6 protein-coding genes are annotated in these 15407 nt (G+C 70.9%); all 6 read right to left on the reverse strand.

Annotation, left to right across the window (positions count from 1 at the left end; genetic code table 11):
• Positions 1-7: 7 nt before the first annotated feature.
• The 6 genes from QTH86_RS22105 to QTH86_RS22130 all read right to left on the reverse strand — a co-directional run bounded on the left by QTH86_RS22105 (position 8) and on the right by QTH86_RS22130 (position 15402).
• Entirely contained in the window at positions 8-5011 is a 5004-nt protein-coding gene (locus QTH86_RS22105; protein WP_286648298.1) for a non-ribosomal peptide synthetase, read from the reverse strand.
• Positions 5008-12360 carry a polyketide synthase gene (locus QTH86_RS22110; protein ID WP_286648299.1) on the reverse strand — a complete coding sequence of 2451 codons (7353 nt, stop codon included), beginning with the start codon at positions 12358-12360 and terminating at the stop codon, positions 5008-5010. The genes QTH86_RS22105 and QTH86_RS22110 overlap by 4 nt, the downstream gene beginning before the upstream one ends.
• A gap of 385 nt (positions 12361-12745) precedes the next feature.
• A complete protein-coding gene (locus QTH86_RS22115) occupies positions 12746-13390 on the reverse strand; it encodes a histidine phosphatase family protein (RefSeq protein WP_286648300.1) in 645 nt (214 codons plus the stop codon).
• A 25-nt stretch (positions 13391-13415) separates the two neighbouring features.
• Entirely contained in the window at positions 13416-14057 is a 642-nt protein-coding gene (locus QTH86_RS22120; protein ID WP_286648301.1) for a DUF4136 domain-containing protein, read from the reverse strand.
• Between the two features lie 59 nt (positions 14058-14116).
• Positions 14117-15034: a tRNA 2-thiocytidine(32) synthetase TtcA gene (gene ttcA, locus QTH86_RS22125; RefSeq protein ID WP_286648302.1), complete on the reverse strand. Its 918-nt coding sequence runs from the start codon at positions 15032-15034 to the stop codon at positions 14117-14119.
• Positions 15031-15402: a dihydroneopterin aldolase gene (locus tag QTH86_RS22130; RefSeq protein ID WP_286648303.1), complete on the reverse strand. Its 372-nt coding sequence runs from the start codon at positions 15400-15402 to the stop codon at positions 15031-15033. Before QTH86_RS22130 ends, ttcA begins: the two co-directional genes overlap by 4 nt.
• Positions 15403-15407 lie beyond the last annotated feature (5 nt).

A 15407-nucleotide genomic window follows, 5' to 3' on the forward strand; every position in this document is an offset into this window, starting at 1 on the left:
ACCCCGATCAGCCCTTGCGGCCCCAGCCGGAAAACACCCGACCGAGCAGGCCGGGGCGCGCCGACGACGGCTCCTCAGCCGGTGTCAGCGGCGCGGGCGATGTCACCTGCGACGTCGCCAGCTGCGCCAGGCTCTCGAACATGTAGCGGCGCGCTTCGATGCGCTGGCCGAAGCTCTGCTCGGACTGCTGCACCACGCGCATCGCCAGCAGCGAGTCGCCCCCCAGATCGAAGAAGTTGTCGGTGGCGCGGATGTCGTTCACGTCAATGTTGAGCACGCTGGCCCAGATCTGCGCGAGCTGTGCCTGCTCGGGTTGCAGCAGCGAGGCAGGGTTGCCGTTGGACGTGGCGGCCTGCTCGCGCGCGGCCACCGTCTGCGGCGGCGACTCGGCGCTCGACGCCAGGCGCGTCAGGATGCGCGCGCTGGCCGAATCCGTCGGTGCCAGCAACTCGGCCACCGGCACGTCGGGCCGGTCGGCCAGCGTGCGCAGGATCTCGACGAAGCGGTCGCGGAAGGCGGTGCCGGTCTCGGGCAGGTAGATGTCGGCGTTGTAGGCGATGGGGCCTTCGAGGCCGTGCGGCTTCTCCAGCAGCCACAGCCCCAGGTCGTCGGTGGCGCCGCGCTGCAGCAGGTGCACCTGCTTGTGCGTCAGGCCGCCGAAGTCGAGCGGGCGCTCGCGCGCGTCCTGGAACGAGAAGAGGCCCTGGTACAGCCCCGCGCCCTGCGCCAGGTTGACGAACTCGGGCTCGGTCGCCATGCGTTCGAAGGGCACCTGCTGGTAGCCCATGACCGCCACCAGCTCGTTCTTCACGTAGCGGATGAAGCCGCCGAAGCCCAGCGTCCTGTCGACCTGGAAGGGCAGCGGCAGCACGTTGTTGAAGAAGCCCATCACCGACTCGAGTTCGGGCACTTCGCGGCCGCGCACCGGCGTGGCGATCACGACCGAGCGGCTGTCGATGGCGCCGCTCATCATCAGCACGTAGGCGCCCAGCGCCAGCATGCTGAGCGTGACGTCGTGCTGGCGCGCCACTTCGCGCAGGCGCTGCGTGGTGGGCTGGTCGATGTGGATCCAGTTCACGCCGCCGTTGCCGGACATGCCGGCCCGGCGCGGCATGTCGGTCTTGGCGGCGCGCGGTGCGGGCATGCGTGCGAAGCGCTGCTTCCAGAAGTCCAGCTGCCGGGTGAACTCCGGCTGCGCCATCCAGTCGGCGTACCACTGCGCGTAGTCGCCCATCGAGACCGGAGGCTCGGGCAGCGTGTGCTTCTGGCCGCGCACCAGCGCACCATAGAGGGCCGACAGCTCGGTCTGGTAGATGTCGAAGGACCAACCGTCCCACACCAGGTGGTGCGGCACGAACATGAAGGCATGGTCCTCGGGTCCCATCTTGTAGAGGGCCATGTGGAAGAGCGGCGCGCGGTGGATGTCCAGCGGCTGGTCGGCCAGTTGCTGCATGCGGCTGGCGAGTTCGGCCTCGCGCTCGTCCTCGGGCATCGTGCTCAGGTCGATCAGCGGGATGTCGAAGTCGACCCGCGGCGCGATGACCTGCACGGCCGCGCCGTGCTCGTCGGTGCCGATCGCGGTGCGCAGGGCGGCATGCCGCTGCACCATCGTCTGCAGCGCGCTGCGGAACTTGGCGACGTCCAGCGGTCCGCGGAAGCGGTGGCCGGACGGCGCGTTGTAGACCGGGCGGCCCGGGTGCAGCTCCTCGAGGAAGCGGATGCGTTCCTGCATCGGCGTGAGCGGCGCGCTGCGACGATCGGGCATGTGCACGATCGGTTGCTGCGCCACGGCCTGGCCGGTGCCGCGCAGGCGGTTCACTGTCTGCGCGATGCGCTCGACCGTGGGCGATTCGAACAGCGTCGACATCGGCAGCTTCAGCTGCAGGTCGCGGCTGAGCTGGGCCGTCAGGCGCGCGGCCAGCAGCGAATGACCGCCGAGTGCGAAGAAGTCGTCGTGGATGCCCAGGCCGGGCAGGCTCAGCGTCTGCTCCATGGCCGCCAGGATCTGGCGTTCGAGCTCGTCGCGCGGCGGCACGGCGGCGTCACGGCGCGTGACGGCGACGCTGACCGGCGGCGGCAGGGCCTTGCGGTCGATCTTGCCGTTGGGCAGCAGCGGCAGCGCGTCGAGCGCGACGAAATGCTGCGGCAGCATGTACTCGGGCAGGAAGCTGGCCAGGTGCTGGCGCAGCGCCGTCGCCTCGGGCATGGGGCCACGCGGCACCACGTAGGCCACGATGCGCACGTCGCCCGGCGCGTCCTCGCGGGTCACCACCAGCGCGCGGTCGATGGCGCCGTGGCGCGCCAGGTTGGCTTCGATCTCGCCCAATTCGATGCGGTAGCCCCGCACCTTGACCTGGTGGTCGGCGCGTCCCAGGCATTCGAGCACGCCGTCGGCGCGCCAGCGGCCCAGGTCGCCGGTGCGGTACCAGCGCGCGCCGCTGCCGTCGTGGGCGGGCACGAAGCGCTCGTCGGTCAGCTCGGGCCGGTCGAGGTAGCCGAGCGTCACGCCGGCACCGCCGATGTAGAGCTCGCCGGTCACGCCCACGGGCAGCGGCTGCCCCTGCGGGTCGAGCACGTGGAACTGGGTGTTGATCACCGGGCGGCCGATGGGAATGACGCCCTCGGCGCGCAGCACGCGGTGAAAGCTCGACCAGACGGTGGTCTCGGTCGGGCCGTAGCCGTTCCAGAGCTCGCCGACCATCGGCAGCAGCTGGCGCGCCAGGTCGGCGGGCAGCGGCTCGCCGGTGCAGATCGCCAGCAGGTCGCGGCGGCCGGGCCAGCCGGCGTCCAGCAGGATGCGCCAGGTAGACGGCGTGGCGTCGACGAAGTCGACTTCCTCGGACTCGATCAGCTCGCGCAGGCGGTCGCCCTGCATCGCCTGTGTCTTGTCGGCCACCACGATGCGCGCGCCCACCGTCAGCGGCAGGATCACTTCGGACACCGCGATGTCGAAGGACAGCGTGGTCACGGCCAGCACACGGCGCTGGGCGTCGATGCCCGGCACCGTGCGCAGGCCGGTCAGCAGGTTGACCACCGTGCGGTGCGGCACGCGCACGCCCTTGGGGCGGCCGGTCGAGCCGGAGGTGTAGATCACGTAGGCCACGTTGCCGGCATCGCCGCCGTGCGACGGCGCCGTCGGGGTCGGCTGCACGCCATCGGCACGCACGCGGGCCAGGGCCTGCAGGGGCGTGGTGGCGTCGGTGTCGGCATCGGTCACGGCGACGCGCAGTTGCGCGTCCTCGATCATGAATTCGATGCGTTCGCGCGGGAAGGCCGGGTCGAGCGGCACGTAGCCGGCGCCCGACTTCAGGATGCCGAGCAACGCCACCAGCATGTGTGCGTTGCGCGCGCAGCACAGGCCCACCAGGTCGCCCGGGCCGATGCCCTGCGCCTGCAGGGCGGCGGCGAGGCCGTTGGCACGCTGGTCGAGGTCGCGGTAGCTGAGCGACGCGCCGCCGGCGCGCACCGCCGCCGCGTCGGGCGTGGCCTGGGCCTGGCGGCCGATGAGGGTGTCGATGCGCAGCTGCGCGTCGTAGGGCGCGGCCGTGGCGTTGAAGGACTGCAGCAGGGTGAGGTCTTCGCTGCTGCAGGCCAGGGCCTGGGCGACGGTCGCCTGGGGCTGGCGCGCGAGCTGCGCCAGCGCGTCGCCGTACAGCGCGAGCCAGCGCCGCACGGTGGCTTCGTCGAACAGCGCCGTGTTGTATTGCAGCTCGAGCTGCAGGCCGTCGGCCACGGGCACCGCGTTGAGGAACAGCTCGAAGTTCTCGTAGTGGCGGGCGTTGCCCGACAGCCGGCTCTGCAGCCCGGGGAAGCTGCCGCCCTGCGCGGTCGTGGCGCGGTCGAGGTTGAACATCACGCTGACCAGCGACGGGCGGCTCGGGTCGCGCGTCACCGGCAGGTGCCGCAGCAGCGTGCCGTAGGTGAGCGTCTGGTGGTCGAAGGCGTCCAGCAGCGTGTTGGCGATCTGGCGCAGCAGCACGTCGAAGGGCTGGGCCGGATCGATCGCGACGCGCACCGGCAGCAGGTTGACGCAGTGGCCGACCAGCTTGGGCATGCCGCTGGCCGCCTGGCCTGCGGAGGGGACGCCGACCACGAGATCGTCCTGCTGCGACAGGCGATGCACCAGGGCGGCAAAGATGCTGAAGAGCGTGGCGAACAGGCTGACGCCGGCCCGCGCGCCGAGCTGGCGTGCGGCCTCGACCAGCGGCGCCGGCAGCAGCACGTCGGCACGCCGCGCATCGAAGCTGCGGCGCGCGGCGCGGGGGCGGTCCAGCGGGAGTTCGAGCGCGGGCAGCGTGTTGCCTGGGTACTGGCCGAGCCAGTACGCCAGTTGCGTCTGCGCCATCGGCGTGACGGCTTCGGCACGTTCCCATTGGGCGTAGTCGGCATAGCGGGGCGCCGGCTCGAGCGCCGTGCCCTGGCCGCGCTGCGCGGCATAGAGCAGGCCCAGGTCGTCGGCGATGACGCCCCACGACCAGCCGTCGCACACCGAGTGGTGCGCGGTCATCAGCAGCACGTGCTGCGTGGGGGCCAGCCGGTAGAGCCTGGCGCGGAACAGCGGGCCCTGCTCCAGGTCGAAGGGCGTCTCGACCGCTTCGGTGTGCGCCTTGGCCATGGCCAGGGCTTGCGCCGCGGCATCCATGCCGCTCAGGTCGTGCAGTGGAAGTGCGAATGCGCCGGGCACGGCGACGACCAGCTGCTCGCCATCGGGCGAGAAGGTCGCGCGCAGCGCCTCGTGCCGCGCCAGCAGCGCCGTCAGCGCGGCCGACAGGGCGGCGGTGTCGAGCGTGCCGTCCAGGTGCAGGTCGACCGACTCGTTGTAGGCGAGCGAGGCCTGGCTGCCGAGCCGGTGCGCCAGCCAGACTTCGCGCTGGGCCTCGGTGGTCGGGATGACGCCGGAAATCGCGCCCAGGGCGAAGGGGTCGAAGTCATCGACTTCGACGTCTTTGGCAACGTTCTGCAGGTTCACGTCGTGCTTTGCCGAATCGCGGGTGTCGGGCCAGCTGCTCACGCGTCCACCTTGCGGTACTTGCCGGGGCTGGCGGGGTCGGGCACGAACCAGGCGGGCTGGCCGTCCTTGTCACGGCCCAGGCGGGCATCGGGCACCGGCGGGTGCGCGGCGTCGAAGGCGCGGCTGGCCGGCGCGCGGCCGGGCAGGAATTCGGCTTCCTGCATCTCGGCGATCGATTCCTTGAAGGCCGACTTGATGGTCGCAATGTCGGCGCGCGTGTGCGCCGTCGTCATGAAGCAGGGGAAGTTGTCCAGGATGTGCACGCCGCGGCTGCGCATCATCGCGAACAGCAGGTCCTGCAGCGGGTGGTCTTCCAGCCAGCTCACGCGCCAGAGCGACGCGAAATAGCGGATCTCCAGCGGCGCGCCCACCTCGCGGCAGAAGGCCGTGAGCTCGTCGGCCATCGCGGCCGTGTGCAGGTTCAGCTGCGTCTGCAGCGCGTTGCCCGAGGCCTTCAGGTGGTCGAGCGAGGCCTTGGCCGCGGCCAGCGTGAGCGGGTGCCGCACGAAGGTGCCGGCGAAGTAGGTCACGCCGACGGTCGGAATGGAGTCGTCGCCGTAGTTCCAGGCGCCGCCGTCGAGCGCGTCCATGTATTCGCGCTTGCCGGCGATGGCGCCGATGGGCATGCCGCCGCCGATCACCTTGCCGTAGGTGGCGAGGTCGCCGCGGATGCCGAACAGCGCCTGGGCGCCGCCGGGGTGCGAACGGAAGCCGGTGATCACCTCGTCGAAGATCATGCAGGTGCCGCTCTGCGCCGTGATGGCGCGCACTTCTTGCAGGAATTCCTTCGGCTGGAAGTCGGGGCGGCGGCTTTGCACCGGCTCGATCAGCACGGCCGCCAGCTCGTCGGCGTTCTCGCGGATGAACGCGAGCGATTCGGGCGTGCCGTAGTCGAGCACGCGCACGTCGCCGAACATGCCGCTCATCACGCCGGGCGTGGCCGGGATGCCGCGGGCGCCGCGGCCGGCGCGCACCAGCACCTCGTCGAAGGTGCCGTGGTACGAGCCGCTGAACAGCACGATGGTGCTGCGGCCGGTGTGGGTGCGCGCGATGCGGATCGCCGCCATCACGGCCTCGGAGCCGGTGTTGCACAGCGCGGCCCGGTCGAAGCCGGTGAGCTCGCAGATGCGCTGCGTCACCTCGGCGGCCAGCGGGTGTTGCGGGCCGATCTCGTAGCCGAGGTCGAGCTGCTTGCGGATCGCGTCGTTCAGGAAGTCCGGTTGCCAGCCGAACATGTTCATGCCGAAGCCGTTGAGCGTGTCGACGTATTCGTTGCCGTCGATGTCCCACACGCGCGAGCCCTTGGAGCGGTCGACCACCAGCTGGTAGGTGATCTCCTTGGTCGCCGGGCGGAAGCCGTTGACCACGCGCGGGTCGGCCATGTGGGAGCGGTTGGCGGCGGTGAATTCCTTGCTCTTGCGGCTGCGCTCGACATAGCGCCGCACGAAGGCGTCGAGCCGGGCCTGCTGGCGCGGCGTGATCTCGCGGTTGGGCGTGGTGTGGATGCGCGCGATGGCGCCGAAGGCCTTCTTGACGTCGTAGGGGACGCCGCCGGTCGGCCTGTCTTCCGTCGTCGTCGGCGTGGCCGATGCCACCGGTGTCGCAGGCAGGCCGGCGGCGGGTTGCGCGGCGGCGACAGCGGCAGCGGCGGCCAGGGTCGGCGTGCCGGCCAGCAGCGCGAGCTGCTGCTGCATCAGCTGCATCTGCTGCGCGATCACCTGCTGCAGCAGCGGCGTGCCGGCTTGCGGCAGCGCAGGGGCGACAGCCGGGACCACCATCGACGGCAACGCGGTCGCGACGGCCAGCGGCGCGGCGACCAGGGCCGGCGTGGCGCGCACCGGCGCCGGCGCGGGCGTGACGCTCGCCGTCGGTTCGGACGGCAGGCTCTTGTCGAGGTGATCGACCAGCAGGTCGAAGCTGCGGCAGCCTTCCATCAGCTGGCGGAAGCTGATGTTGATCTTGAAGTGCTTCTTGACCTGCAGCGCGGCCTGCGTGAGTACCAGCGAATCCATGCCCTGGTCGATGAAGGTGGTCGCGCCGTCGGCGTCGGCCATCGGCGTGCCGGAGATGTCTTCGAAGAGTTCGCGCACCTTGGCGTGCAGGGTGGCGTGGCGGGCGTTCAGGACGGCGGTGGGCATGGCGTGCTCCGTGGGAGGGTCGATGACAAGGGCGGAAGCGGCAGGCGCAGGCGACAGGGGCACGGCGGCCGACAGGGCCGGTGCTGCGATGTCGACCCAGTGGCGCTTGCGCTCGAAGGGGTAGGTGGGCAGCCGGACGCGCGCCTTGCGGCTGCGCGTGTCGAGCTGCTGCAGGTCGGGCGTGGCGCCCAGCGTCCACAGCCGGCCGAGCGCCAGGCGATGGGCGACGAGTTCGTCGGCCGGCGCGGCGCCGAACACCGGCAGAGCGGCCGGCGCCGGCCTGTCGCGCGTGGCCTGCTGGCGCACCAGCGTGCTCAGCGTGTTGCGCGGGCCGAGCTCGATGAAGAGCGGCTGCGCGAACTGTGCGAGCGCCTCGGTCACGGCGGGCGCGAAGCGCACCGCCTCGCGCAGGTGGCGCGCCCAGTAGGCCGGGTCGGTGGCTTCGGCGGCGCTCAGCACGCGGCCGGTGAGCGTCGAGATGATGGTTCGCTGCGGTGCGTTCAGCGTGACCTCGCGCACCAGCGCCTCGAAGGGCGGCATGGCCGGCGCCATCATGGCCGAGTGGAAGGCGTGGGAGGTCTGGAGCAGCCGGGCGGCGACGCCGTCGGCTTCGAGCCGTGCCTGCAGTGCCGCGATGGCCTCGGCCGGACCGGCGGCGACGCAGGCGTTGGGGCCGTTCTCGGCGGCCAGCGACAGGTTGTCACCCAGGTAGGGCGCGAGCTGGGCGGCCGCGAGCCGCACCGACAGCATTTGGCCCGCCGGCAGCGCCTGCATCAGCGCGCCGCGCTGCGCCACCAGGCGCGCCGCGTCGGGCAGCGACATCACGTTGGCGATCACCGCGGCGGCGAACTCGCCCACGCTGTGGCCGATCATCGCGGCGGGGCGCAGGCCGAAGGCCAGCGTGCGGCGTGCCAGCGCGACTTCGAGCGCGAAGGTCGCCGGCTGCGTGACCGAGGTCGGCAGCAGCGCGTCGGCATCGTCCGAGAACATGCGCTCGCGCAGGCTGAAGGGCAGCACGGCGTCGAAGGCGGCGAAGCAGTCGTCGAGTGCGGCGCGGAAGATCTCGTCGTGCACGTACAGCGTGCGGCCCATGCCGGCGTACTGCGCGCCCTGGCCGGGGAAGAGCAACACCAGGTCGTGCGAGCGGGGCGCCACGGCACCGCTCACCTTGTAGGGCGTGGCGGGATCGCGCAGGAAGGCCACCGCTTCGGTGCCGCTGTCGGCCACCAGCGCCAGCCGTTGCGCGAAGGCCTTGCGGCCGACGCGCAGCGTGTGGGCCACGTCGCCGAGGTTGAGCGTGGGTTGGGCTTCGAGGTGGTCGGCCAGCTGGGCGGCCATGCGGGCCAGCGCCGTGGGCGTGCGGGCCGACAGCGTGATCAGCTGCGGCCCGGCGACCGGCTCGGACGGCGGCGCCAGCGGCGCTTCTTCGAGGATGACGTGCGCGTTGGTGCCACCCACGCCGAAGGAGCTGACGCCCGCGCGGCGCGGCGTGCCGGCGTCGCGCGGCCAGGGCGTGAGCTGCGCGTTCACCTGGAACGGCGTGCCGTCGAAATCGATCGACGGGTTGGCGCTGTCGAAATGCAGCGATGCCGGCAGGCGTTGTTCGTGCAGGGCCAGCGCGGTCTTGATGACACCGGTGGCGCCCGCAGCCATCAGCGTGTGGCCGACGTTGCTCTTGACCGAGCCGATGGCGCAGAAGCCGCTGTCGGCGGTGTGGCGTGCGTAGGCGCGCGCCAGGGCGGCCACCTCGACCGGGTCGCCCATCGGCGTGGCGGTGCCGTGCGCTTCCACATAGGAGATGCTGCGCGCGTCGACGCCGGCCGAGGCGAGCGCCATCGACACCACGGCGGCCTGGCCGTCGATGCTGGGCGCGGTGAAGCTGGCCTTGATCGCGCCGTCGTTGTTCACGCCCACGCCGCGCAGCACCGCATAGATGGAGTCGCCGTCGGCCTGCGCGTCGGACAGGCGCTTGAGCATGACCACCGCGGCGCCGTCGCTGAACACCGTGCCCTGGGCCTTGGCGTCGAAGCTGCGCGTGTGGCCGTCGGGCGAATACATCGCGCCCTCTTGATAGAGATAGCCGCTGTTCGGGGGGCAGTTGATGGCCACGCCGCCGGCCAGTGCCATGTCGCACTGGCCCGAGCGCAGCGCGTGGAAGGCCTGCGCCATGGCGACCAGCGAGGTCGAGCAGGCGGTGTTGAGGCTGATGGCCGGGCCGGTGAGGTTGAGGCGGTTCGCCACGCGGGTGGCGAGGTAGTCCTTCTCGTTGCCCAGCATCACGGCGAACTCGCCGACGGCTTCGATCAGGTCTTCGCGCGGCATCACGTGGCGCTGGAAGTAGGTCGCGTTGTGCATGCCGGCGTACACGCCGACCGGGCGCTGCTGCTGGTCGGGCGCGTAGCCGGCGCGCTCCATGCATTCCCAGCAGATCTCGAGGAAGAGGCGCTGCTGCGGGTCCATCAGCGTCGCTTCCTTGGGGTTGATGCCGAAGAAGGCGGCGTCGAACTGGTCGACATCGTCAAGCACGCCGCGGGCGCGCACATAGGCCGGGTCGGCCCGCAGCGCGGCGCTCACGCCGGCGTCGAGCGTGGCATCGTCGAAGAAGCGGATGGTGTCGCGGCCTTCGACCAGGTTGTCCCAGAACTGCTCGACGTCGGCGGCGCCGGGGAAACGGCCGGCCATGCCGACCAGGGCGATGGGTTCCTGCGCGTCGCCGCCGAGCGGCGTGGCGCGCACGGGCGCGGGCGCGGTGGCTTCGCCGTCGAGCGCACGGGCGATAGCCTGCGGCGTCGGGTTCTGGAAGAAGAGGTTGGTCGACAGGCGTTGGCGGCTGCTGGCCTGCAGGTCGGCCAGCACCTTGAGCACCCGCAACGAGTCGCCACCCAGGTCGAAGAAGTTGTCGGCGCGGCCGGCCTGGTCGATGCCCAGGGCGCGCGCGAAGGCGGCGCACACCAGGCGTTCGGTGTCGGTGCGGCCTTCTTCATAGGGCTCGGCCATCTCGGGGCGCTGGGCCAGCGGTTCGGGCAGGGCGCGGCGGTCGATCTTGCCGTTGGGTGAGCGGGGCAGCACGTCGAGCACCACGAACAGGCCCGGCACCATGTAGGGCGCGAGCGTGGCCTTGAGGTGGGCGCGGAAGTCGTCGGCGCTGGGCGCGGTGCCTGGCTGGGTGGTGACATAGGCGACCAGGCGCGCATCGCCGCCGCCGTCGTGGCGCGCCAGCACGGCGCCCTCGCGCACGGCCGGGTGCGTGAGCAGCGCGCTTTCGATCTCGCCGAGCTCGACGCGGAAGCCGCGCACCTTCACCTGGTGGTCGTTGCGGCCGATGTAGTCGATCTCGCCGTCCATGCGCCAGCGGCCGATGTCGCCAGTCTTGTAGAGGCGCGCGTCGGGGTCGTCGCTGAACGGGTCGGCGACGAAGCGCTCGGCCGTCAGCTCGGGCCGGTGCAGGTAGCCGCGCGCCACGCCGATGCCGCCGATGTGGATCTCGCCCGCCACGCCCAGCGGTGCGACGCGGCCATGGCGGTCGAGCACGTGGATGCGGTTGTTCGCCACGGGCCGGCCGATGGAGGGCAGGGCGGCCCATTCGCGCGGGTCGGTGGCCAGCTGCAGCGCGGTCACGACGTGGCTTTCGGTCGGGCCGTATTGGTTGTGCAGGCGGCAGCCGGGGTGGCGCGTGAAGAAGGTGCGCACCGCCGGGCTGGCGTGCAGTTGCTCGCCGGCGGTCATCACGTCCTGCAGGTCAGGCAGCGATTCGTCGGCGGCGACGGCGTATTCGGCGAAGTTCTGCAGCGCGATGAAGGGCAGGAACAGGCGTTCGACGCGGTGCTCGCGCAGCACGGCCACCAGCGCCTGCGGGTCGCGGCGCACGCTCTCGTCGATCAGCACCAGCGTGCCGCCGGCCACGAGCGTCGCGAAGATCTCCTGGAAGGCGACGTCGAAACCCAGCGCCGCGAACTGCAGCGTGCGCTGCGGTCGGGCGACCTCGGGGTTGGACAGCTGCCAGTGCAGCAGGTTGACCAGGCCACGGTGCGGCATGGCCACGCCCTTGGGCGTGCCGGTCGAGCCGGAGGTGTAGATGACGTAGGCCAGCTGTTCCGGCGACATCGGGGGCACGGTGGCAGGCAGCGGGGCGGCGGCGTCGGCCGATGCGTCGAGCGTCGACATCAGCGCGTCGAGCAGCAGCACCTCGGCCGTGCCGGCGGGCAGCGCGGCCTGCAGCGCGCGCTGCGAGAGGATGACGGCCGGGCGGGCGCCTTCGAGGATCACGGCGGTGCGGTCGGCCGGGTGGCTCGGGTCGAGCGGCACATAGGCGCCGCCCGCCTTGAGCACCGCCAGCAGCCCGACCACCATTTCGAGGCTGCGCTCGACATACAGCGCCACCGGCACGTCGGGGCCGACGCCGCGGGCCCGCAGCTGGCGGGCCAGGCGGTTGGCTTGGCGATCGAGCTCGGCATAGCGCAGCGTGTGCTGACCGAGGCGCACGGCCTCGGCGTCGGGCGTGCGCGCCGCCTGTGCCTCGACCAGCTCGTGGATCAGTCGATCCGACGGCCAGGCGGCGGTCGTGGCATTGAAGCTGTCGAGCAGCGCCTGTTCCTCGGCGCCGATCATGGGCAGGGCGTGCCACGGCGTGTCGGCGTGGTCGGGCAGTGCCGCCAGCACGGTTTGCACATGACCGGCCCAGCGGGCGGCGGTGGCCGCGTCGATGCTGGCCGCGTGATGCAGCACGCCGTCGAGGCCGCCGTCGGGGCGTGCGGCGAGCGCCAGCGTGACGTCGCAGGAGCTCTCGATGGCCAGGGGCGCGAGCGCGCCGAAGTGGAAGGCAGCTTGCGTTCGCAGGTCGGCGGTGCCGGGCTGCGCTGCGGCGTCACGCAGCATCGCGTCGAGGCGCGGCAGCCATGCGGCCAGCGTCGGTTCGCCGCGCAGGTCGAGATGCAGCGCGCGCACGGACGTGTCCGTGCCAGGGCGGCCCGCCAGCAGGAACTCGTCCTGGGTGCTCAGCCGTGCCAGCACCACGGCCCACGCCGCGAGCGCCAGCGTCTGGATGGACGACCCGTGCGTGCGGGCCAGGCCGTCGAGGCGGGCGGTCAAGGCCGGGGCGACCGTGAACGCGAAGGAGGCGGCGGGGCCCGCAGCGAGCGGCGACGACGGAAAGGGCACGGGGAGCTCGAGGGGGCTCGTGGCGGAGGGAAACGACGGGAGTGTCTGGTTCATCGGTGTGCCTTTCACACGACGGTTCCCAGTCTGGAAACCTCCGCGGTCATCTGTCTCGTCCTCGCCCTGCCTGACTTGTCAGATTTAATAACAAAGCGTTCTTTTTGATGCTGATCTTCCACCTTGTGGATTGCATTCGCCCATCTGCCGAAAGTCCAACACACGGCATAGGCCGTTCTGGCAGATGGTGACGTAGGACGCAATTGGTTTCGATTGACAACTTGACAGCAGTCATCGTGACAAGGCGTTACGCACAGTACATTGTGCGCCCATTCCTGTAAGAAATGAATACTAAACACCTCAAGTCAACCATGGGTCGACCCGCCTGGTGGGCGGATGTGTGATGTATTCCCGCTGAACGCCGCCAGGGCGCCAGCCTGGCGACTCAGTCGATGGTTTCGTCGAGGGCGTCGTCGACGAGGTGGCCCACGTCACCCCAGCCGACCAGGCTCAGGCCCTGCGGCGTCCAGAGGAGCCGATTGATGGCCGCGTTGCCCAGGTGCCAGGTGCGTGGCGCCTGGAGGTCTTGCCGCGTGGCGGCGCGGTACAGCACGTCCATGACGCCGCCGTGTGCCACCAGCACGATCAGTTCGCCGGCGTGCCGCGCCGCCAGCTCGTCGGCCACCCCTGTCACGCGCTCACGGAAGGTGAGCAGCGACTCGCCGTGGCCGCCGGGCCGGTAGTCGGGTTCGCGGGTGCGCCAGCGCCGCGCATCGTCCGGGGTCTCGGCATCGATCTCCGCGAAGGTGCGCCCTTCGAAGCTGCCGAAGGCGCGCTCGCGCAGCCGCGGCTCCGGCACGACCGCCAGCCCGCGGACCGCGCCGATCGCCTCGGCCGTCTGCCACGCCCGGGCGAGGTCGCTGGCGTAGATCGCCGAAATCGGCTCCTCGCCGAGCGCCCGGCCCACCTGCCGGGCCTGGCGCAGGCCGGTGTCGTTGAGGCCGATGTCCAGCTGGCCCTGGATGCGCGTGTCCACGTTCCAGGCCGTTTCCCCGTGGCGGACGGCGATGAGCCGGGTCGCCTCCATCATGCGGCGGGTGCGCCCAGGCGCTGCGTCATGGCGCGGCCTTGGGAATCTCGATGTTCACGCGGCGCTCGCCCTCGGGCGGGGTCGGGAAACCCTGCAAGGCGGCCTGGAACATCACCGGCAGGACGGCCGAATCGGCGCTGTAGGGCCCGTCGTTGCGGGCACGGGTTTCGTAGACCACCTTGTTCGACGGCAGCTCGCGCAGCACCACGCTCACTTCACGCAGGTACCAGGGGCTGGACGCCGGCGGGAAGCCCGGGCCGTACCAGCCAGGGCCGTACCAGCCCGGGCCGTACCAACCGCGCCCGTAGCGCGGCCCCGGGCCCCACGGTCCCCAGCCCGGGTAGAAGCCGGGGTCGCCCCACGGCGAATAGGTGGGCGTGACGCGGGCACCGATCTGCGCGGTGTAGCGGGCGCTGGCGTCGTCGCGCCGAAGGCCCGCGCGTTCAAATGCCGGCGCGGCCATGGCTTCGAGCGCCGCCGCACCGCGCGCGCCGTCGCCGTCCTGCTGCGAAGGCAGCCGTTCGAAGCGGTAGGTGGCGCCGGCCGCCACGTCGGCGGCCGGCAGGCTCGAGAAGCTGCGCACGTCGCTGTCGACCACCCAGCGGGTGGCGCAGCCGCTGAGCAGCGTCAGCAGCGCGGCGGCGGTCAGGATTCGGCGAAGAGGCATGGCGAAAGATCTCCAAAGGCGCGACAGCGGCAACAGCGGCGGCAGCGCCGTCGCGCCGCTCAGAGCTGGACGATGCGCAAGGGCGATGCCGCCGCAGGGAATTCGGGTGCGTCGAAGGCCTTGTCGCCTTCGGGGTCGGGCACACCCGTTGCCTTCAGACCCTTGAAGTCGAAGGATGTTCCGTCCAGAAGATGCGACGGCACGATGCTCTGCAGGGCGCCGAACATGTTCTCGATGCGGCCGGGGTGCTTCTTCTCCCACTCGCGCAGCATTTCGCCGACCTGCTTGCGCTGCAGGTTTTCCTGGCTGCCGCACAGCGTGCAGGGAATGATCGGGAATTCGCGGTGCTGCGCCCAGCGGATCAGGTCCTTCTCGGCCACGTAGGCCAGCGGGCGGATCACGACGTGGCGGCCGTCGTCGCTCACCAGCTTCGGCGGCATCGACTTGAGCTTGGCCGCGAAGAACATGTTGAGGAAGAAGGTCTGCAGCATGTCGTCGCGGTGGTGGCCCAGCGCGACCTTGGTGGCGCCCAGCTCGTCCGCCACGCGGTACAGGATGCCGCGGCGCAGCCGGCTGCACAGGCCGCAGGTCGTCTTGCCCTCGGGGATCACGCGCTTGACGATGCTGTAGGTGTCCTGTTCCTCGATGTGGAAGGGCACGCCCAGCGCCGTGAGGTAGGTCGGCAGCACGTCTTCGGGGAAGCCGGGCTGCTTCTGGTCGAGGTTGACCGCCACGATGTCGAAATGGATCGGCGCACGCGCGCGCAGCTTGAGCAGGATGTCGAGCAGCGCGTAGCTGTCCTTCCCGCCCGAGACGCACACCATGACCTTGTCGCCCTCTTCGATCATGTTGTAGTCGACGATGGCCTTGCCGACTTCGCGGCAAAGGCGCTTCTCGAGCTTGTGCGTCTCGCGCTCGATCTTCAGGACCTTGTCCTGCGACACGGCTTCTTCGTGATCTGTCCAAACAACGCTCATGACCATTGCCCCGTTTCCACGCGAATCGCGACTTCGCAGTCGTCGAAGATCTTCAGCTTGGCGATCTTCACCCGCACACCCAGCACGCCGGGCAGCTGCATCAGCCGGTGCGCCAGCTTGCCGATGAGGCTTTCCAGCAGGTTCATGTGCACCTCGGTGCACTCGTCGATGATGATGCGGCGCACCTTGCGGTAGTCCAGCACGTGCGTGATGTCGTCGTCGGCCGGCAGCAGCGGCTGGCTGCCGAGGTTGAGCTCCGCGTCGACCTGGATCTGCTGCGGCGCGTCGTGTTCCTGCGCGAGGATGCCCAGGCTCGCGTCGAAGCGCAGGCTGGTCAGCGTGAGGATCTGGGTGCCCTTGGTCAGCATCGGTG

This window comes from Variovorax sp. J2L1-78 (assembly GCF_030317205.1).
GTDB classification, from domain to species: Bacteria; Pseudomonadota; Gammaproteobacteria; order Burkholderiales; family Burkholderiaceae_C; genus Variovorax; species Variovorax arabinosiphilus.

Excerpts from the sequence above, each read along its gene's own strand:
- QTH86_RS22110 (WP_286648299.1), bottom strand. The coding sequence starts at position 12,360 with ATGAACCAGACACTCCCGTCGTTTCCCTCCGCCACGAGCCCCCTCGAG.
- QTH86_RS22115 (WP_286648300.1), bottom strand. The coding sequence starts at position 13,390 with ATGATGGAGGCGACCCGGCTCATCGCCGTCCGCCACGGGGAAACGGCC.
- QTH86_RS22120 (WP_286648301.1), bottom strand. The coding sequence starts at position 14,057 with ATGCCTCTTCGCCGAATCCTGACCGCCGCCGCGCTGCTGACGCTGCTC.
- ttcA (WP_286648302.1), bottom strand. The coding sequence starts at position 15,034 with ATGAGCGTTGTTTGGACAGATCACGAAGAAGCCGTGTCGCAGGACAAG.
- QTH86_RS22130 (WP_286648303.1), bottom strand. The coding sequence starts at position 15,402 with ATGCTGACCAAGGGCACCCAGATCCTCACGCTGACCAGCCTGCGCTTC.